The organism is Pedobacter sp. ok626, from assembly GCF_900100435.1.
In the GTDB taxonomy this organism is placed as follows: Bacteria; Bacteroidota; Bacteroidia; order Sphingobacteriales; family Sphingobacteriaceae; genus Pedobacter.
Map to the genome: position 1 here is coordinate 122,025 of NZ_FNEX01000020.1, position 20,989 is coordinate 143,013.

16 protein-coding genes are annotated in these 20,989 nt (G+C 39.3%); 14 read left to right on the plus strand and 2 right to left on the minus strand.

Annotation, left to right across the window (positions count from 1 at the left end; genetic code table 11):
- Positions 1–609, minus strand: a complete 609-nt coding sequence (locus tag BLS35_RS23560; protein WP_090785978.1) for a DNA alkylation repair protein — start codon at positions 607–609, stop codon at positions 1–3.
- A gap of 188 nt (positions 610–797) precedes the next feature.
- Here BLS35_RS23560 and BLS35_RS23565 point away from each other — a divergent pair, with 188 nt between their 5' ends.
- From BLS35_RS23565 to BLS35_RS28335, 12 genes are all read left to right on the plus strand, one after another.
- On the plus strand, positions 798–2,456 hold the full coding sequence (locus tag BLS35_RS23565; RefSeq protein WP_132226053.1) for a hypothetical protein: 1,659 nt from the start codon (positions 798–800) through the stop codon (positions 2,454–2,456).
- Between the two features lie 851 nt (positions 2,457–3,307).
- Positions 3,308–3,865, plus strand: coding sequence for a TetR/AcrR family transcriptional regulator (locus BLS35_RS23570; RefSeq protein WP_090785982.1), 558 nt, complete (start codon positions 3,308–3,310; stop codon positions 3,863–3,865).
- A 26-nt stretch (positions 3,866–3,891) separates the two neighbouring features.
- Positions 3,892–4,806 carry an alpha/beta fold hydrolase gene (locus tag BLS35_RS23575; RefSeq protein ID WP_090785985.1) on the plus strand — a complete coding sequence of 305 codons (915 nt, stop codon included), beginning with the start codon at positions 3,892–3,894 and terminating at the stop codon, positions 4,804–4,806.
- Between the two features lie 105 nt (positions 4,807–4,911).
- Positions 4,912–5,787 carry a helix-turn-helix domain-containing protein gene (locus BLS35_RS23580; RefSeq protein ID WP_090785987.1) on the plus strand — a complete coding sequence of 292 codons (876 nt, stop codon included), beginning with the start codon at positions 4,912–4,914 and terminating at the stop codon, positions 5,785–5,787.
- A 59-nt stretch (positions 5,788–5,846) separates the two neighbouring features.
- Entirely contained in the window at positions 5,847–7,106 is a 1,260-nt protein-coding gene (locus BLS35_RS23585) for a TCR/Tet family MFS transporter (RefSeq protein WP_371328259.1), read from the plus strand.
- Between the two features lie 178 nt (positions 7,107–7,284).
- Entirely contained in the window at positions 7,285–7,884 is a 600-nt protein-coding gene (locus BLS35_RS23590; protein WP_090785992.1) for an RNA polymerase sigma factor, read from the plus strand.
- 95 nt (positions 7,885–7,979) lie between these two features.
- Positions 7,980–9,173: a FecR family protein gene (locus BLS35_RS23595; RefSeq protein ID WP_090785994.1), complete on the plus strand. Its 1,194-nt coding sequence runs from the start codon at positions 7,980–7,982 to the stop codon at positions 9,171–9,173.
- 211 nt (positions 9,174–9,384) lie between these two features.
- Positions 9,385–12,711, plus strand: coding sequence for a SusC/RagA family TonB-linked outer membrane protein (locus BLS35_RS23600; protein ID WP_090785996.1), 3,327 nt, complete (start codon positions 9,385–9,387; stop codon positions 12,709–12,711).
- Between the two features lie 25 nt (positions 12,712–12,736).
- Complete coding sequence (locus tag BLS35_RS23605; RefSeq protein ID WP_132226052.1) at positions 12,737–14,170, plus strand: RagB/SusD family nutrient uptake outer membrane protein; 1,434 nt, start codon at positions 12,737–12,739, stop codon at positions 14,168–14,170.
- A gap of 13 nt (positions 14,171–14,183) precedes the next feature.
- Positions 14,184–14,924, plus strand: a complete 741-nt coding sequence (locus BLS35_RS23610; protein ID WP_165973385.1) for a DUF4843 domain-containing protein — start codon at positions 14,184–14,186, stop codon at positions 14,922–14,924.
- 7 nt (positions 14,925–14,931) lie between these two features.
- Positions 14,932–16,356: a PKD-like family lipoprotein gene (locus BLS35_RS23615; protein WP_165973384.1), complete on the plus strand. Its 1,425-nt coding sequence runs from the start codon at positions 14,932–14,934 to the stop codon at positions 16,354–16,356.
- Between the two features lie 5 nt (positions 16,357–16,361).
- Positions 16,362–17,537, plus strand: coding sequence for a redoxin domain-containing protein (locus tag BLS35_RS28335; protein ID WP_090786004.1), 1,176 nt, complete (start codon positions 16,362–16,364; stop codon positions 17,535–17,537).
- Between the two features lie 485 nt (positions 17,538–18,022).
- Here BLS35_RS28335 and BLS35_RS23630 read toward each other — a convergent pair whose 3' ends face one another.
- Positions 18,023–18,970, minus strand: a complete 948-nt coding sequence (locus BLS35_RS23630; RefSeq protein ID WP_254779083.1) for an AraC family transcriptional regulator — start codon at positions 18,968–18,970, stop codon at positions 18,023–18,025.
- Between the two features lie 343 nt (positions 18,971–19,313).
- Between BLS35_RS23630 and BLS35_RS23640 the strand changes: the two genes are divergently transcribed.
- Positions 19,314–20,054 carry a TlpA disulfide reductase family protein gene (locus BLS35_RS23640; RefSeq protein ID WP_090786012.1) on the plus strand — a complete coding sequence of 247 codons (741 nt, stop codon included), beginning with the start codon at positions 19,314–19,316 and terminating at the stop codon, positions 20,052–20,054.
- 237 nt (positions 20,055–20,291) lie between these two features.
- Positions 20,292–20,989 (plus strand): RNA ligase family protein (locus tag BLS35_RS23645; RefSeq protein ID WP_090780382.1); only part of this gene is annotated, 698 nt, incomplete at its 3' end.

The following is a 20,989-nucleotide window of genomic DNA, read 5'->3' on the forward strand; positions in this document are numbered from 1 at the left end:
TCAATTAAGAACTATTTTTTGTGTATACCGGGCGTATTTATTGCTAAGGTCCCATGATTCGATTTCACTTTTAATGAGTTGAGGAAATTTTTTACGGATATCGTGAAGTGCATTGCCGACAGATTTTCGCAAATATTCACTTTCATCTGAGTGATTCTGGCTAATCAGTTCTATTGCTACCTGCGGATTTTCCTTAAAATAAGATCGTGAAGTCCAGATTCTGAGGCCTTCAGTTACGGCTCTTTTCACATTTGGATTTTGATCAAAGAGCCACTGCCTGATTTTTGGTAGTGAGCTTTCATATCCTGTTTTTAGGCAGTAGTAATCAAAAGCCTTGGCGAGCATTTCCTGAACCCTCCAGTTTTCATCCTTAGCCACTTTATTCTCAAGAATATACAGCACATCAGGATTTGCGGTCGAGAGCTGGCCTAGAAGATAGACTGCCAGCATTCTAGACTGGTAACTTTCATCATCCAGCAACGTAATGGAGAGGTTAAAATGATCGATTTTTTGATCAAGTAGGATATTGTTACCTGCCGAAATGATATGCTTGAAACCATGCTCGATCTTTTTTATATCATTCAAGAGATCGTTAATTGACTGATCCATAAGTTGTCTTCTTACTAAAGTATGATTAATGTAGGCTGGATTCTCCAATGCTCTTCTTAAATTAATGAATTTACAGATTAAGATATGATAAAGCAAAATATTTGAGATGTAACTAGTCCCCTCACTTACTTGCAGTTGTATTGGTAATGATTAGGCTATGAGAAGAGACTTTTGAAATTAACCGATGCATGATGAAAAAAATAAAGATTTTAGCACTTGTTGCGTTGTTGTTTCTTTTGCCCGCCAGTGTTTGTGCATACAACTACGGTGAGCATAAGGCAATAGGCGACCAGGCATTTATAAAATTTGTCCGTTCGCTTCAGGAAAGTGGTAGGGCTGTAACTTTCCTTTCATTTTCGGATTTGAAACTTGGAGGTGCCAACATTTCTTATGGGACATTAAATGGCTTGAGTGGAGATCATGTAGGTGATCCTTACGCGTTGATTGAACTACTTTCTGACAGCAGTTCTGCACTTCATAAGATCATGGCCCTTCATGATGAATACATCGCCATGGGTTCTAGCGCGGCTCCCGACGGCAAGTTGGTTAAACTTGACTTTGGATATGCCATGTTGGCGATGAAAAATCTTTCACATTTTTATCGGTATGGTAAATCTTTCCAAGAGCAACTGCGTCCTTTTGATCAGGCAATAATCCGGCAATGTCAGCGCCCGGAACTGGTTAAGGCTGCCTTTAACAAATTGAATAAAACCAACGCCATCAACATGTATGTCACGCTTCACTTGGTGGCTATGGATTGGGCAGCCCAAAGCGGGAGGCTCAAGGATCAGCCCGAGCAGGCAAGGAACTTAATGAGGTTTGCATTGTTGTTTAATGGTTTTGCAGATCACTTTTTAGAAGACTCCTTTTCTTCGGGACACCTGGTGGTAAAAAGGACTGTGGTTGCATCTGTTGTGAACAATAAAGCGCTACATGATTTTTATTCTGCAAACGGTACGGTTGTGCTGAATAGAAAGGCCGAAATCTGGAAAGCACATGGAGATGGAACATTTAACAAGCCTGAATTTATCAATGAATCGGCCAGGGTAATTGAAGCTGTTGAACTATCATTATCCGATTTGTGGATGGCTTATGAAAATGCTGCCTTGACGCAGACTGAGGCTGATTTCATAACGCGCATTCCCGAAGAAAAAAAAATGCAGGAAAACTATTTGCTCAATAATATTCCGGCGCTTAAACTGGTTCCCATCCCTTATAACTCTGACCTGCCTTCCTTGTTTGAAAACACTTTGGTAACAGATTCCATGAAAAAAGCCAACCAAATATTACCTTACCGTAATTTTGTAAGAAGCAGAATTGGAAACTCTGTCGTTGTTGGGATAAACGGACCTTCATTTTCTACTAAAAATTATTATCGTGCATTCGATTTTAGAATTAATGCAGGTTCCATTTCAAACCGCTATTCTGTTAATTCTAAGGGTGGGAAGAAGGGAGTATGGGATTACTGGCATGGATATACATTAGCATACAGCTGGGGAGAAACAGGTCCCTACAGAGATGAGTTCCACAAGGGTGCAACCCATCAGTTCAGAGCAGGGCTCAGGAGTAATTTTGACTACTGGCTAAGCGATAAAAAGTTTATTGGGATTTATGGATATATGGAAGGGGGCATTCAATATGGTAATCGGGAAACATCACTGATCTTTGTGCCTTCAGTAGGGTTACAGTTGGGCTCACTGTTAAACATTAACTATTACAATATGCCCGGCTGGCTGCGTTTGCCTGCGCAGTATCTGTTACCACTTAAGTTTAGACAGGGGGTTGTTTTAACAGTAAAGCAACCCCCGAAATATTTTTACGGTTTTGAAATGGATTTTGTATTGTAAAATACAATTATTATCTGAAGTACTTGTCTTAATTACTTCCTATTTCATACTGTCATGAATTTTATTTATCATATCCAGATGCGATTGAACAATTGGAGCGGTTTTAGCTATGTTCGGCGAAATTTTGAGCCGATTATCTCGCTTAATCGGCTCAAAATTTTCTTATACTTGAGCCGATTAATTATTTTAATTGGCTCAATATGTATAATTGGTAATATAAAATAAATCTACTCACAATCGCATTCCTCTTAAAAATTCGTCAACCTGCATACGCTTTTTACCTTCGTATTGTAGGTCGGTAAACTTGATGAATTTTTATTTAAGTATTTTGAATTTAAATTTTACCTTATGTGTCTTCTTTAAATTATTTTTAGGTTATTGAAATATGTTAGTGAATCCAGGTATTAGGATTAAGGTCTTCCTTAGTCTTTTCTTTTGTCTATTATATAAGAAAAATGGCTCGGGATGGAAGCGTATAAAAAAATATTGTGACTGGGTTAGTTAAAATTACAAGCTCGTCATTTCTCGTTTTTATCGCAATGCATATTACCTTTTGGTCAATGGTTCGAGGCCAGTTGGGTCACAAACCCTCTTTACAATCCGTAAAGAGGGTTTGGTTTTTTTACTGGAAAATTAATCGGCCTTAATGTTAGTGAAAAGGCTGTTTTTTGATTCGAGTCCATGGAGGTTTTTTGTTCAGATAGACTGGTCAATTCCGACCAAGTATTAAAGATTAGAATAGGAGCATAAGAGAACGATGTTATGTGAAAATACAAAAGTGTACATCAGAAAACGACTGATTATTTTAAATAAATGTCTCATAATTGAGACATTTGTCTTATATTTGAGTCATGAAAAGTACAAAAGATAAAATTATTGATGCTGCCGTTTTTTGCTTGAACAGGAATGAAAAGGCAAGCATTGATGAGATTGCAAATCATCTGGACTTAAATAGAAGAACAATACATAGGTATTTCAAAGATCGAAGTACCTTAATTCAATGTTGTCGGGAGAAAATGATGGCCACGTGTAACAAAGCTATGAATGAAGCCTATGAAAGTAGCGATGACGCCCTGAAACAGGTCGAAAACATGTTTTATGCCGCGTTGACTATTGGTACAGAATACTCCTTCGTTAAAAAGCTTTTTGATCGTAGTGGATATTCTGATGTGGTTAATAGCGAAATGGAAGTTTATGATAATGTCAAATACAAATGGTTCATGCTAATAGAAAAACTTCAGAAGACAGGTGTAATACGAAGTGCCGTTCCACTTCCATGGATTTATAACCTTTTTGGAGGAATGATAGACATCGCAATCTCTGCACAAGCAAGCGGAGATATAGCGGTAAATGACATTAAAAAGCTTTCGTGGGCGGCTTTCAAAGGAAGTATTGGAATAATCAATTAACGGGATGAAAATAAATCAAAAAATCTATGAATTCAAAACCTACATTACCGCAAAAAGAACAATATGATGACGAACATCTTGTGAGTCTATTGCCAGGCTTCACCAATCATTATCAGGATGTAGACGGAACCAGGCTCCATTATGTAGAGGGTGGTGAAGGCTCGCCATTGATACTCCTGGCTGGCTGGCCTCAGACTTGGTGGGCCTTTCACAAAATCATGCCGATGCTAGCAAAGTACCATAAAGTAATCGTTATCGATTTTAGGGGCATGGGGTCTTCAAGCAAACCAAGCGAAGGTTACAGTAAGAAAAATATGGCAGGCGACATCGCATCGCTTATTAAAAGAATGGGACTTGATAAAGTAAGTATTGCAGGCCACGACATAGGCGCAAGCATTGCAATCAGCTTTGCGGGCCACTTTCCCGAGCATACCGACAAACTAATTGTTCTGGACACACCACACCCTGAAGAGGATCTTTATAAACTGCCGATGTTGCCAATCGGTATGCCCGTGCATCCATGGTGGGTGGCTTTCAACCAGGTAAAGGAATTACCAGAGCTTTTGTTGGAAGGACGCTTTCATATTGTTCAGAGTTGGGTCTTTGATAAAATGCTGGTCGACAAAAAGAGTATAAATGATTTTGACAGGAAGGTATATGCAAAAGCTTATGAAACTAAGGATGCGATCATGAGCTCTAATGCTTGGTACCAGGCATTTCCAGAAGATATCCAGGATATAAAAAAAATGAAGATGATTGAGGCACCAAGCCTGGGACTTGGCAGTAGTGCCGGACTTGCAATGCTCAAAACTTCCTTGCCGGGATATATAAAGAATTTACAGCTAAGGGAGATTAACAACTCTGGTCACTTTATTCAGGAAGAGCAGCCTGATCAGGTTGTAAGTTCCATACTTGAATTTTTGAAATCGAAATTATCATAAACTCATTCCATTAATCAAATTCATTTTTTTCGATCCTTACAAGATGAGATTGAACATTTGACAGCCAATTTTTGATATAAATGTGCATTTTTCCGACATTTGAACATGGCCCTATTCTTAACCTTGGACAATGTCTATAAACTGTACAACATTGATCCTTCGAAAAAGATGGAAGGGATAGTCGTTCTGCATCAACAGAACCACCCCGAAAAGGAGTATACAGAGCATAGTCGTCTATTTGATGGATTGCTGCTAGGCTTTATGATACAGGGTTCCATGAAAGCCCAAATACATTTTTTAGAATACGAAATCAACGCAGGCGACATCGCAGTTTTGCAACCACAATTGATGATAGATACAAAATCACTGAGCAAAAATGCAGAAATAGTGACGATTGGCCTTTCGTTAGATTTTATTGCGGCGTTTCCAATCCTGCGTGAGTTTGTAATGAACAATCAAATTCGATGGCAACCTGTTGTCAGACTTCAACCTGCAGAAGTAACGCTAAAGAATAAACTGGTAGAACTTATACAAAACTTCTATCATAAAAGCCAGAGCCCCAGGAAAACTGAAATGCTGCGACATCTTGTTATTGCTTTAATGTATATGATTTCTGAAGCATATTCGGGTCTAACTGACAATAACAGTTTAGTGAAGAACCGCACACATGAAATCATCGACGATTTCTACATATTGATTTCAAAGTATGCAACTCAGCAACGGAGTGTTAAATTTTATGCAGAAAAACTTCATTTAACCCCTCAGTATCTTTCTACTTTTCTGAAGCAAAAAACAGGAAAATCAGTTTTGCAATGGGTTGATCATGCCATGATATTGCATGCTAAGACATTGCTCAAATCTTCTGGTTTATCAATCAAGCAAATCAGCAATGAGTTGCATTTTGGAGAAACAAGCCTATTCTGCAGGTTTTTTAAGAGAATCACCGGAGTTTCGCCAGGGGTTTTTAGAAATGGGCAATAGGCAACATTTGTGAGCAACCTCACCGTATCTTACAAATTGTATGTAACTACCATAAATGTGTGAAAAAAACACGCTCAGGCGCTGTTTATTTTTACACCATGAAAAATTCGACGAAAAAAGCAGCTATTGGATTCATATTTGTGACTTTGCTGATTGATATTACTGGATGGGGAATCATACTTCCAGTGGTCCCAAAACTTATTAAAGAACTTATTCATAGTGATATTACTGAGGCTGCCAAATATGGTGGTTGGCTTGGTTTTGCCTATGCTTTTACACAATTTATATTTTCACCTGTGGTGGGGAACCTTAGTGACAAATATGGACGACGCCCTATTATTTTAATTTCTCTTTTTGGATTTGCCGTAGATTATATATTTCTTGCTTTTGCTCCGTCTATCGGTTGGCTATTCTTAGGAAGAGTCATTGCCGGATTGACGGGAGCTAGTATCTCAACTGCAAGTGCTTATATAGCTGATATTTCAACCGATAAGGATAGGGCAAAAAATTTTGGTATGATTGGAGCTGCTTTGGGGCTAGGATTCATTATAGGTCCAACCATTGGAGGATTGCTAGGTCACTATGGGGCAAGAGTTCCATTCTATGCTGCAGCTGGGCTATGCATGTTAAATTTTCTTTACGGATATTTTATTCTTCCAGAAAGTTTAGATAAAGACAAACGTAGGGCATTTGATTGGAAACGTGCAAACCCAGTTGGATCTTTTAAATTCTTAAGAAAGCATCCTGAAATTTCAGGTTTGGTCATGGCCCTGACATTGATTTATATTGGTATTCATGCTGTACAGAGCAATTGGCATTTCTTTACCATGTATAAATTTGGTTGGACTGAGCGAATGGTCGGTCTCTCTCTTGGGGCGCTTGGATTATTGCTAGGATTGGTTCAGGGCATCTTAATAAGATGGACAACACCTAAGTTCGGAGAGCAGAAAAGCATTTATTATGGGCTGATATGCTATGCTGTGGGATTGTTATTATTTGCATTTGCAAATCAGGGATGGATGATGTTTGTTTTCCTTATACCTTACAGTCTGGGTGGTATCTGTGGCCCTGCACTTCAATCAGTAATTTCTAAAAATGTTCTATCTAATGAACAAGGCGAACTGCAAGGAGCCTTAACAGCCTTAGTGAGTGCAACTTCAATCATAGCCCCACCTATCATGACAAACTTGTTTTATTACTTCACACATGATGAAGCGCCTGTCAAGTTTTCAGGAGCGCCATTTTTCCTTGCATCAGTTTTAATGGCTACTAGTGTAATTATTGTATACTCAGCCTTTCAACGAAAAGGCAAAAAATAAGTTGAAAATTAAAATCACTAACACCGTTGATTACTTATAAATAACCTAAGCAATTTTTTTAGCTAAATCAGCCATTAAACAAACAATAGTACTTTGAACTTTACGAAACGGAAGGTTTAGGGAAAGTTCGAAAAATATTTCTACCTTGCTCTTTAGTAATTGTATATTTTTAGGACGAATGGTTAACGTTAATCAAATTGATGAGCAGGCTTTATTGCTTCAACTGAAAAACGGTGATCAGCATGCATTTGAAATGCTTTACAACAATTATAAATTTCGGATCGCAGGTAACTTATTCAAACTCCTCAAATCTGACGACCTTGTCAAAGAAATCCTGCAAGAGCTTTTTTTCAAAATATGGGAAGTGCGGACACAGATTGATCCCGAAAAGTCTTTTAAATCTTATCTTTTTCGCGTCGCAGAGAATCTGGTGTATGATTATTTTCGGAAAGTGGCAAAAGACAAACGTTTGTTGGCTAAAATCATGGCTTCAAGCTCAGAGCTGTACCTTCATATTGAAGAAGATATGCTGAGTAAAGAGGAAGGGCAGAAATTGCAGCAGGCGATAGATCTGATGCCTCCTCAGCGTAAAATGGTCTTTACACTCTGCAAATTAGAAGGTAAATCTTACAAAGAGGTAGAAGAGATTATGGGGATCAATGCCAAAACCATAAGTAGCCATATGCTGCAGGCCAATAGATTTCTCAGGGCATATTTTAAGGACTCGGCTGCACTTACAATTTCTGTAGTTATAAGTGTTTTATTCAAAGGTTTTTGATCCTGATCGTTATTTTTGGAAATTAATTGTTAATTTTTTATTAACAGACTAAGGATATTTTTGCTCAGCTCCGTATTAGCTGTAAAAATCGAACCTTGGAACCATCTGATCAACTCCGTATTCTCTTTAAAAAATACCTGGACAACTTGTGTAGCCTTGAAGAAACACAGCGTCTGATGAATTATTTTGAGCTTGATGAAGATCAGGAAATGTTAAAAGATATCATCATCGACGTTTTAGAAAATCAGGACAAGAGTTATGAAACTAACCATGCAGTTGCCGAGGTGCTGGCGAAGGTTGACCGCGATTTGTTCGTTCAGATTAACGATACAACAGGGATTATTCCCACCAGAAAAAATAAAACGCTTAAACTCTGGTTACAAATTGCTGGTGTTGCTGCTGTTTTAGCCTTGGCATACACAGGAGTTTACTTCTTCAACAATCAATCGAAAAAGGTTGCCGCTGTCAGCCCAATTGCGGTACATGATGTTAAACCGGGTGATTTTGGAGCAACACTTACCCTGGCAAATGGCCGGAAGATCAGTTTAGCCAGTGCGTCGAATGGAGAAATTGGACGGGAATCTGGGATCATCATCTCTAAATCCGGTAATGGCAGACTCGTGTATCAAATAGATGAAAAAGTTGCTGACCCTAACGCCTCCAATACCTTGTCAACCGCCAGGGGAGAGACCTATCAGGTACGATTGCCCGACGGTTCAGTCGTTTACCTGAATGCAGCTTCGAGCCTCACTTATACCACCTCATTGATCGAAAATGGAAAACGTATAGTTAAGCTTATTGGCGAAGGTTATTTTGAAGTGTCTAAGGATAAACAACATCCATTTGTTGTGAAAACAAACAAGCAGGAAGTAGAAGTGTTGGGAACACATTTTAACATCAGCAGTTATGCGGACGATGAAGTAGAAAAAACCACTTTGCTGGAAGGGAGTGTGAAATTGTCTGCAGCAGGTAGTTCCAAAGTGCTGAGACCAGGGCAACAGGCTAAGCTGTCGGGCGGCAAAATCCAGATCAATGAAACAGATACAGACCTTGCTGTCGCCTGGAAAAACAATGAATTTGTAATTGAAAGTGAGCACATTGAAACGATCATGAAAATGATCAGTCGCTGGTATAATGTGGAGGTTGTTTACATTGGCGAAAAAACCACCCAGCGCTTCAGCGGCAAAGTGTCACGGTTTGATAAATTGTCAAAAGTACTTGAAATCGTAGAATCGACAGGGGAAGCCCGTTTCGATGTCAAAGGACGAACCGTATATGTGTCAAAATAAACAACTAACCTATTAATTAACAGAATACTAATCTAGAACTAAACCATATGAAAAGAAAACTACGCTAGCTAAACAATGTAAACGAAACCAGGCCCCGACTAGACATCCGGACCTGGTAAAAGTTTGGAACATTCAATTAAAAATCAAAGTTATAATCGCTTCCTCTCTACGGTCCAACGCAAAAGAGGCTGCTTAACCAAACCGACTACTAATGTATCAAAAATCAAGGAAATTTGGTATGCCTAAACGGCTGTACCTAAAATTATTGCTAACTATGCGCCTAACCATCGTAATCATAATAGCATGCTTTATGCAGGTAAGTGCGTCGAGCCTTGCCCAAAAAGTGACGTTAAACAAGTCAAGTGCTTCACTTCGGTCCGTCTTTAAGGAATTGAACCAACAGACAGGTTACAACTTTTTTTATACGGACAACTTGCTGGAAAATTCGTCTCCAGTGACCATCAACGTTAAAGATGTTGATTTATCAGCTGTGCTTAAACAGATTTTTGCAGGGCAAAACCTGGATTTTCTGATACGCAACAAAACGGTGGTCATCAAAGCAGGCCAACCGGCAAGTCAGGAAATTATTTCCGGGTTTGTTGGTGATGCCAAAGACCGCAAACCCATTCCAGGCGTAACGGTTTCTATAGTAGGGACCAAATCTGCGGTTCAGACGGATAAAAATGGAAAGTTTACTTTGAGCATACCTAAAGGTGCTCAGTCTTTGGAATTCAGGTTTCTAGGCTACAAGACTGTTGATGTGCCCATCTCATCTAATTCGAATTACACAATTTACATGGAGGAGGATCAGCAGGTGCTGAATGAGACGGTGATTACGGGGATGGTGGACAGGAAATTAAGTACTTATACTGGTGCCGCCAAAACCATGACGGCTGCTGAGCTTAAAGCCGTGAATCCGATCAATGTGTTTGCCGGTATTGCTGTGCTTGATCCATCTTTTAGAATGATTCCCAACAACAAAATAGGAGGGAACATCAATGCACTTCCGGACGTAACCATGCGTGGACAAACATCCTATCCAACCCTGGGGTCAGAACTTGTCGGAAACCCAAATACACCACTGTTCATTCTTGATGGATTTCAGGTTTCATTACAGGCAATTGTAGACTTAGACATGAATCAAATTGCTTCAGTAACTTTATTAAAGGATGCTTCGGCTACTGCAATGTACGGTTCCCGTGGGGGTAATGGTGTGATGGTTGTGACCACAATCCTGCCACCAAGAGGAAAAGTAGAGGTTTCTATCAGCAATAATTTTACTTTATCTGCTCCAGACCTGTCTGTTTACAACATGTTGAATGCAACAGAAAAACTGGATTTTGAGCGTCGTGTAGGATTTGTCAACAGTTATAGTGGTGATTTTATCAATTCTGAACGGTATAAAGCGGTGGTGAGCGGTGTAAATACGGATTGGAAATCTATTCCTGTTCAAACCGGGATCAACAACAGGACCAACTTGTCTTTACGGGGTGGTGACGAGTCGTTGACCTTTAACCTGACCTTCAGCGGTAATCTGCTACAGGGTGTGATGAAGGGACAGGACAGGAAAAATTATTCCGGAAGTTTTACGCTGAGTTACAGAACGAATAAACTGACATTCCAAAATAATATCATAGCAACTCAGGTGAATTCCAACGATTCACCTTACGGCACATTTAGCCAGTATCTGGATTTGAATCCTTACTGGAAACCTTACGATGAAAATGGGAATGTTAACAAATACCTGGAAAATATCAATACAGGCTTCGGCGCAACAGGGGTAAGCTCCGTTGTATTAAACCCATTGATGGATATTACCTACAATACCATTGACAATAGAAATAAGAATTTCAATTTAAGGAACAATACCACGGTGCGTTACGATGTCAATAAATCATTGTGGTTTAATGGTGCCCTGGGCATCACAAAAGTGAACGGAACGGTAGATAATTTCTATTCGGCTCTGGATAGCCGGTTCAATGGTGTCTCGGATTTAAATGCAAGGGGGACTTATTCCATCGACAACAGTACCTCCTTTACCATGGACGGAACAGGATCGGTAAATTATAACAAAAATTTCGGGATGCACGGTGTTACAGTCTACGCAGGATTCAGGCTGGCCAGCTCACGCTTAAATTCCTATGCTGTTTCTACGCAGGGTTTTCCTTTTGATCGTTTAGATAACATCCTGTTTGCCGCGCAATATTTAAACAGCAGGCCTACAGGAACCGAAAGTACACTTAACAATCTTTCTTATACCGGAAGTGCCAACTACTCTTATGATAACCGGTATTTTACAGATTTCACTTATACCAGGGACGGCTCTTCCGCTTATGGACAAAATAATAAATTTGGTAATTTCTGGTCTGCAGGTTTAGGCTGGAATATAAATAATGAAAAATTCCTGAAGGATAGCGAAACAGTTAACCTGTTGAGGATCCGCGGTAGCTACGGTTCTACGGGTACGTCTGTACAAAATCCTTATGCAGCACAATTCAGGTACAACCTGGGCACATCGACGGGTTATTTTGGTGAAGTAGGTGCCTTTCCCGGTGGACTTGGAAACCCGAATTTGAGCTGGCAGCAAGTGCTGAAGTCGAATGTTGGTATTGCATCAGCATTTCTGAATAACCGGTTGACTTTCAACGCGGAGTTTTATAACGAAGTAACCCAGAATGCCCTGACTACAGTGTCACTGGCGCCCAGTACCGGTTTTCCTTCATATACCGAAAATTTAGGTAAAATCCAGAACAAGGGACTTCAGCTCGACCTGGGGTATACCATACTGTCTCAACCCCGTAAAGGTTTAAAATGGAACGTTGCGGTGAACGCAGCCACTAATAAATCTGTGTTAAAAGAAATTTCGGAGAAACTTAAGGCTTTCAATGCTGCATTGAATACCAATAACGCCGATCAGACTGTTGAAAATGCCCAGTTTATTGAAGGCAGGTCAACAACGGCTATTTATGCAGTGAGGTCATTGGGTATTGATCCGGTTACCGGTCAGGAAGTTTATCTGAAATTAGATGGTACCCCAACTTTTGTCTGGGACGTTAATGATAAGACCTATGTTGGTGACAGCCGACCCAAGTGGACAGGAGCTGTAAATTCCAATTTCCTGTACGCAGGGTTTGGTTTAAACTTTAGCATCAGTTATAACTATGGTGCCGATCTGTATAACAGTACGTTGTTAAACAGGGTTGAAGCTGTTGATGCTTCAAATAACGTAGACCGGAGGGCATATGATCTGGGCTGGACCGGACCTGGCAGTATCAGTCCATACCGGAGGATTACGGGGTCGCCAACGCCAACAAAACTTACCTCACGCTTTGTTCAGCGCGACAATAATATCCAGCTCAGCTCGGTTAATTTGACTTACCAGTTCAAAAACCCATTCGTTAAAAAATTAGGCTTGCAGAACCTGACTCTTAGTGCAACAACGAATAACCTGGCCACCTTCAGCACCATTGAAATTGAACGTGGTACGGATAACCCGTTTGCAAGAGAATACACATTTGGTCTGAGTGCAAGATTTTAAATTCAAAAAACAAATTCATATCCCAATGAAAAGAACAACATTAATTATAGGAATTCTGGCACTAGGTGCAGTGTTTTCCAGTTGTAAGAAATTTTTGGATGTAGAGCCCAAAACAAATTTATCTGAAGAACAGTTATTTACTTCAGAGCCGGGTTTTCAACAGGCTTTATCAGGCGTATATGGCCAGTTGGCCAGTAACAGTCTTTACGGAGATAACCTTTCTATGGGTTTCGTTTCTGCGCTGGCACAAAATTATTCACCAATTAATACCCAGTCAGAGGTTAAACTGCAGGAAACGCAAAATATGAACTACACTTCAACAGAAGTGATCGGCTATACCAACGCCATCTGGTCTGCCGGTTACAGTTCAATCGCAGCTGCAAATAAGATCATTATAAATACAGAAAAAAACCGTTCTGTGCTCAACAATGATTCGTATGCACTGTTGCGCGGTGAGGCTCTGGCCTTAAGGGCATTTTTACATTTTGATTTATTGCGGATGTTTGGGCCTGAGTATACTGAGGGTGCCAATTTAAAGGCCATTCCTTACAAAAAGGATGTTAATGAAAACGCAAATCCGCCGGCAGTAACTGCTGATGTGGTAAAATTCGCCCTGGCAGACCTGAAAGAAGCCGAAGCTTTGTTGTTGCCAGCTGATCCTATTGTGACCAGTGATTTGCGCACCAGGCGGAATAAGCTGAATTATTATGGCGTAAAAGCACTGGAAGCAAGAATAAAATTATACAGTGGTGATAAAGCCGGTGCTGCTGCTGCCGCAAATGTAGTGATCAGCTCGACGAAATATGAGTTTGTGACCGAGGCAGCGGCTGGAGTGGTCAGTTCGGGATTAGTGGTACGCGACCGCTTGTATTTCAATGAGCAGATATTTATGATCAGGGTTAGGGATATATTGCCGACCGTACAACGTTATTTCAGGTTTAGGGGCGGTGTAGGAGAAACGCTTACGCGTACCGCTGCCAACTTCAATACGTTGTATGAAACCGTATCAGGCGGCGGCGGTACAGACATCAGGTACAGGTTCCGCCTTGAGGAGGAGGCAGGAAACAAGTTCCCCTCTAAATTCTGGCAGGCCTCTACTGCTACAACGCCGATTACCGACAAATTACTTGATCAGTATGTGCCAGGTATACGACTTGCCGAAATGTACTATATCCTGGCTGAAGCAGCTTCAACTCCCGCCATTGGCGTTGGATATTTAAATACCGTGCGTCTAAACAGGGGACTTTCCAATCTGGCAACAACCATTACAGCTGCCACACTGAAGGCGGAGATTACCAAGGAGTACCAGAAGGAATTTTATGCGGAAGGGCAGTTGTTCTTTTATTATAAACGTATCAAGTCAACAAGAATGCAGTTCGGTCCAAGTATGGCGCAAGAGCAGTATGTGCTGCCAATTCCAAGTGCTGAACTTCAATTTAATCCGAATTATGCTAATTAATCACACTCGTATTATGAAATACTTATTATATGTGACGTTGGTCTTCTCCCTTTTTTCGTGTAAGAAAGAAGCGGTAGAAACTTATCAAGGAAAAGATGGTGTTAGCTTTTTTGCTTACACCTATCAACAATTACATACCACAGCGACAAGAAGTTACTCTTTTGCGTTTCAAAAAACTGTAAAAACAAGGGATACCATGTATATACCTATGAGGCTTACCGGAAAGCTGTCCGATCAGCCGCGTACCGTATTGCTAAAGACAGCTGAGGGAACGACTGCAACGGCGGGTGTCGATTTTGAGCTAAAAGAAGTGACCATTCCGCCTGGCGTCTCCATGTTTAACTATCCCCTTATACTGATCAACTCTGTTGGAATGGCAAGCAATGTTTATAAAATCGTGTTGGAGCCGGCAGAAACAAAGGACTTTACTTTAGGCACTTTAGGCCAGACGCCCCGGACCACCACTGTTCAGACGGAGGAGAACTTCAGATATCTGAAGATAGAGGTATCCAATATGTATAACAGGCCTGCTTATTGGGATGTTTTAGAGGGAGATTTTGGAGAATTTAGTGCTGGAAAGTACAAATTCATGGTTAAGGTACTCGATATAACGGATTTCTCTTACGAGAATATCGGGCTTGACGGTTATCTAAACTTCCCCGTGACGCTGAGAAACGCATTGGCCGCTTATGAAGCTGCAAATGGTCCATGGTTAGATGAAAATGAGAATAGTCAACCGATTTCTTTCCCTTAATTTAGATATGATGTATTTAAAACATATTTTTAAGCTTAGCATGATTGCTGCAATCATGCTAACATTTGCCTGTAGTAAAGATAACAATCTATCTAAATACGAGCCAATTAACGACATTAAGATTACCGATGCAACAACCAGTTTTACGATACCTCAACTGGATTCGCTGATCATTACGCCAACATTAACAGAAACAATGCCTGAAGGTGATTCATTCACCTACAGTTGGACAATGGACTCAAAAGTGATTGCTCAATCTAAAAATTTGCGCATAAAAGTGACCTTAAGTCCAGGTACGTATTTGATAACTTATAAGGTAACCAGTAATAAAAATGGTATTTATGCGCTACAGCGTTATACCATTGTGGTAAATGGAGTGTATCCAAATGGCTGGTACATTGTCAATAGTAAAGATGGAAAAGGCAGGGTTTCGTTGATCCGTAGCGATGACGTGATCTTTGAAAATCCTATGGAAGTGGCCAATAATAAGACCTATCCAGGAAAGCCATTGGCCTTATATAATTTTGGAAAAGGTGGTTTCTTTTATTATTTCACCGATCAAAATGTATATCGGTTTAACATGAACGACTGGCTGGAGCTTGGTGATAAGAGTTCTATACTTCCTAATTTGGCTACACCGCTTCCGTTTAAAAGTACACCGGTATTTATCTTGAACGCCTCAAGGTTTGACCAGTTCATTGTTGCGGATGGCGGCTTATATGCCGGGATTTCAGGCTCGACTTCAGAAGATATCAGCCCTTTCAGCCAACGAATTCCTGGGGATTATGACCTATTCCCGGGTGTGTTTCCTAATACTTATGACATAACCTATTTTTATGATAATGCGAATATGCGCTTTATGCGAATGGGTATTTTTTCAAGAATTTTGGAAGATGCACCTGGCACAACAGGCTCGTTTGACATGGCAAATGTTGGAAGAAAAATGATTGCCCATGATCGTGGTATTTCAACGCTATTTGGAGAAGAAATTGAGTGGTATTTTATCATGGAAGATAATAATGGCCGCTACTTGATGTCCCTGACATATGATGAAAATTTTTTCAATACCAAGCCTGGGGTTAATCAAAAAATGGTAAATAGTCCGGAAATTGCCAGTGCAACTAACTTTGCAACATCGTCAATTGTAAAACAACTCTATTATACTGTAGGCAATAGGGTGTATTTATACGACATCATTGGAAATTCATCACGCCTGATTTATACTTTTCCTGCGGGCTACGTAATTAAAGACATAGAGTTGCTGCGCAGCACCAGCAAACAGCTGGTGATTGGTGTGAATAATGGTTCGGTGGGCGAGGTATATTATTTTGACATTGATATCCGGGGAGAATTCAGCAATAATACCTACGCTAAAAAGTTTACCGGCTTTGGTGAAATTGTACAAGTTGCCCAAGCCAGACAAAATCTGTAGACGATATGAAAAAGATACTTATGCTCATCGGCATCCTGTCAACAGGATACTCAGGATACAGTCAGCAGGCACAACCAGCTTATCAGGCAAGTCTTGATTCTCTGAAGATCTTCATTGATCCTTTAAAAAAAGAAGCGATTCTTGAACGACTGGTGAAAGCGCATCCTGGCAATAGTTTTGACCAATACAGGGCTATAGTTGTTGATAATTTTGTTGTTGCAAAAAACTCGGCAAAAGCTTTATTTCATTTTAACAAGATCGTAGAAACTGCAAGGATCATGTATGTAGGATCTGTGGCGACAGGAATCATGGCTTTCGATTTAAAAGCTGCCGAAACTTTAATTGAGCAAGAACTGGCAAATTCGACCAATGCGCCGGAAGACCGTCAGTTCGTGTTGCATCTGTATAGTCAGGTAATGGATAAGCAAGGAGATTATAAAAAAGCCTTTGCTGCTATCAAAGAATGTTATGAGCAGGCTGTAAGAAAACCTGCGCGCTTGACCGCAGAGTATTACTACCTGATGAGCAAAACAGGCGGATACAAGGAAGCGCTTCCAGAGCTGGAAAAAGCAGTGCTGGCAGGTTTAGCCGATGATCACTATAAGGCCGAATTAAAAAGAGCCTACGCAAAAGTGAATCCAGGAAAAGATTCAAATGCGTACCTCGCAGCATTGACCAATCAGTTTGAAGAAAAATACAAGACAACAATAGCTGCCAAAATGCTCGATGAGCAGGCGCCAAATTTTAAAGTGACAGACATCAAGGGCAAAACAGTGTCATTGTCAGATTTTAAGGGTAAAATCGTTGTTCTTGATTTTTGGGCGACCTGGTGCGGACCTTGTAAAAAATCTCTTCCCGCGATGCAAATGCTGGTCAAAAAATACAAGAATGATCCGAATGTAAAGTTTCTTTTTATACATACCTGGGAGACTGTTAAAGATCCTAAATCGGATGCTGTGAATTACTTGCTGACACATAACCTGGATCTGCCCCTATACATGGATGTTAAAGACCCCGTTACAAAAGCCAATCCTGCAGTATCTTCATTTGGTGTGAAGGGAATTCCGGCAAAATTTATCATTGATGGCAATGGCAAAATACGCTTTAAGGAAAGTGGATTGGTGTGGCCAGATGAAGCTGCGGTTAAGGAACTTTCTGCGATGATAGCGTTGTCCCGTTAAAAAAGCAAATACACTATGAAGATAATCGTTGATTTGACATTTTAATTAAAAGCCCTATATTGGCCTTGACGGAGAGCGGCGAAATAGAATGGTACAAAATTAAAAACCCGGTTCGAATATTTTTGAACCGGGTTTTTAATTGTTTAATATTTCATGCAATTTTTGCTGTAATTCCTCACCACGTAAGTTTTTGAAAGGGAAACAAATGGATGAAGTTTATTCGCTAATTTAGCAACCCGAACTGCAGCAACGAAATGTTAGATTATTCCAGATATAGCGATACAGATCTACTGAAATTATTTCAGAAAGGAGATGCAATTGCGTATAGAGAAATCTATGACAGGTACTGGCAACTCTTATTCAGGTTTTCTGGAAAATTAATGCAGGACAACAGCATCGCGGAGGATATTGTTCAGGATATTATCTGGGTTTTGAGCCGATTATTTCGCGTAATCGGCTCAAAATTTTCTTATAATTGAGCTATATTACAAAATCGGTATAAAATAATCTACAATACACTTTTTCTCAGGATGTACTCTGTAATCATTATGATATATCTCAAAAGGATCTCTATCAGCCTTTTTATATCCATTTTCGGCCATCCATACAAAAAGGCTATTCCAGGATTTTTCAAACTCATTTAAGCCGATTACAAAACTTCCAACAATAAATTTTCCTTTTTCAATGGAGGTTCTTCCTATATTTCCTGACACCTTCAGGGGTTCAGTTAGCGTAATGCAAGCACTTAGTCTAACTTTTTCGGGATTTGTGGTTTTAAAACTATCGTGATAAATAGTGACCATTTTTGTGTCGGGATTCTTTAACAATTCCAATGGGGTTGCCCATTTGACTAACGTGTCATAAGCTGTAGTAATTCCCTGCTCTCCAATGCTTGTGACATAAGCCAATTCTAAATTAGCTATTTCCCTGATTTCAATTTTTGCATTCATTTCGATCCAATTTTTAAGATTATTAATGCTGCAAATGTATTCCTCAAAGACTACCCGCTCTTGTCCATTCTTGCTTTCAATTTGACTGATCTTGCTAAATCTGCTGCTTTTTTGTTTACGGAATTCAGATGGGCTTATACTGTAATATTTTTTAAAAGCTCTTGTAAGAGAAGAATTACTATTAAAACCGAATAGAAGTGAAAGCTCGGTAATACTTACTTCTGGTTTGTGTATTAAAACAGAGGCTACTTTTTCGATTCTCTTTCTATTGATGTAAGAATTTAACGTCTCATTCGTAATGGCCTTGAATATCCTGTGAAAATGAAACGGGGAAAAACAGGCAACTTTTGAAATCGTTTCCAGAGACAAATTTGTGTCAAGATTTTCATCCATAAATTGCAACGCCTTATTAACGCTGCTGATATAGGTTATCTGCACTTCTTTATCAAAACCTGCCATTCTAATGGAATATGTAATATTCAAATATACAAGACTTCTTACTTCAAAGGCAATCGGTTGGTGTTATCTTTTATCAAACAAATTCGCGATTAAACGCAAATCAGACAAGAAATGGTTCGAGGCCAGTTGGGCCCACAAGCGAAAAAAGCCGTTTTTCGATAAGAAAAGCGGCTTTTTTGCTATCCTAGAAGTTATTATACATCTGAAGTTAAGGTGTGATGGGTTAAGAAATGTTAATTATTATTAAACTTGGGATCAAGCTGGATTCTTGAAAAAAGCAGCTTTATATAGTATACTGTTTTTATATTAAAGTGGCTCCAGCTTTTTCACAGATTATCCTAACTTAGTTGAAAATAAAACTACATACATGAGATTAATAATCGTTGTATTTTTAACGTTCGCATTACAGAAAAGTTTCGCACAGACGACAGTTTATACTTTCAATTCCAGTTCTGTTTTCACTGAAGCAGAGATAAAAAAAGCGTTTGAATCTGTTAGTCAATCATTGCCATCTTCCGAAATTCTCGTACCGAACATTTTTCACACAACAACTAAAAAAGATACTATAGTCAACTTTATTGAATTTGCAATTAGGAAAAGAGTTGCCGGGGAACAACCGATATTTAAATTTACCTATAAACAAGATTCTACCTTTTTGCTTTTAAATAATAGACTTCCCGCATTTAAACTGAAGGAATTAGGTGGGAAGGAAGTTTCTTTATCTCAATTAATAGGAAAGCCTACATTGATAAATTTCTGGGCAATTTATTGTGGCCCTTGTATTGCTGAAATGCCAGAATTAAGTAAGCTTAAAGAGAAATATAAAGATAAAATGAACTTTATATCAATTACAGAAAATAATGGTACTAACGATCATTTAGCAGACTTCCTAAAAGATAAAAACTTCAATTTTCCAGTTTTAGAAAATGGTCAGTTATATAAAAAGGAATTAAAATTGCGAGCACTACCAAGAAACCTGTTTCTAGATAAAGACGGAGTTCTAAGATACATATTCGTAAATTATCCTGTAAATGCGAATTCAATCCCTTTAGATCTTAATGATAAAGGCAATTACTTTACCAAAATAATTGAGGAACTTATCAAATAGAAATTGACATTTGAGATGTACACTTTCTTGCATTCGTATTCCGCCTTTATCAGTACTTAAAATAAGAAGTTCGTATTTTTTAATAAATCATTCAAGTTATTCAAAATGTTTACATTTGTAAATATATCAACTGTTTAAGTCTTGAGTCATGTAATATCATTTCGCATATAATGTTAAATGACCTTTCCCAGCCGGGGAGGGAGTAATTACTATTTTTTTAATTTTACTTATTACAATATGGCTATTTCACAAAAATATGGTCGTACTTTTCACTATCCGTTTTCGCCGGGGACAACGAGCGATGATAGGATTCAGCACGACTATTGGAAATATTTACAACAAATACCGACGCTAATACATACTGAGAAACTAGACGGAGAGAATAACTGTTTGTCAAAACATGGTGTATTTGCCCGCTCACATGCCGCTCCAACTACATCGCCCTGGACAGAGAGTCTCAGACGGTTTTGGCAACTCGTTAAATATGATCTTGGCGATCTGGAGTTCTTTATGGAGAACCTGTATGCAATCCATTCTATAGAATACCGGAATTTAGAACATCATTTTTATGTATTTGGGATTCGCGAACATGATCGTTGGTTAAGTTGGGAAGAAACTCAGTTTTATGCTAATCTAATCGATTTGTCCACAGTTCCGGTTATTAAAACGGAACAGAAACCGGAAAATAAAGAGCTGTTTGAAAGAGAAATGTTGACCTTGGTTAATGGTTCAGGTACGTTTGATCCTTATGATGTTCAACACAAAGTAAAAGCGACTATGGAAGGGATCGTTACTAGGAATGCTGACGGATACACCGCAGATGATTTTGCGCAAAATGTATTTAAATATGTGCGTAAAGGACATGTTAAAACAGATGAACATTGGACAAGAAACTGGAAACGTGCATCATTAATATACGAAGGAGGTAGTTATGT

Bases quoted from the DNA above. Each gene is read 5' to 3' on its own strand.
- BLS35_RS23640 (WP_090786012.1), top strand. From the start codon at position 19,314: ATGAGATTAATAATCGTTGTATTTTTAACGTTCGCATTACAGAAAAGT.
- BLS35_RS23565 (WP_132226053.1), top strand. From the start codon at position 798: ATGATGAAAAAAATAAAGATTTTAGCACTTGTTGCGTTGTTGTTTCTT.
- BLS35_RS23570 (WP_090785982.1), top strand. From the start codon at position 3,308: ATGAAAAGTACAAAAGATAAAATTATTGATGCTGCCGTTTTTTGCTTG.
- BLS35_RS23605 (WP_132226052.1), top strand. From the start codon at position 12,737: ATGAAAAGAACAACATTAATTATAGGAATTCTGGCACTAGGTGCAGTG.
- BLS35_RS23610 (WP_165973385.1), top strand. From the start codon at position 14,184: ATGAAATACTTATTATATGTGACGTTGGTCTTCTCCCTTTTTTCGTGT.
- BLS35_RS23575 (WP_090785985.1), top strand. From the start codon at position 3,892: ATGAATTCAAAACCTACATTACCGCAAAAAGAACAATATGATGACGAA.
- BLS35_RS23615 (WP_165973384.1), top strand. From the start codon at position 14,932: ATGATGTATTTAAAACATATTTTTAAGCTTAGCATGATTGCTGCAATC.
- BLS35_RS23580 (WP_090785987.1), top strand. From the start codon at position 4,912: ATGGCCCTATTCTTAACCTTGGACAATGTCTATAAACTGTACAACATT.
- BLS35_RS23600 (WP_090785996.1), top strand. From the start codon at position 9,385: ATGTATCAAAAATCAAGGAAATTTGGTATGCCTAAACGGCTGTACCTA.
- BLS35_RS23560 (WP_090785978.1), bottom strand. From the start codon at position 609: ATGGATCAGTCAATTAACGATCTCTTGAATGATATAAAAAAGATCGAG.
- BLS35_RS23590 (WP_090785992.1), top strand. From the start codon at position 7,285: ATGGTTAACGTTAATCAAATTGATGAGCAGGCTTTATTGCTTCAACTG.
- BLS35_RS28335 (WP_090786004.1), top strand. From the start codon at position 16,362: ATGAAAAAGATACTTATGCTCATCGGCATCCTGTCAACAGGATACTCA.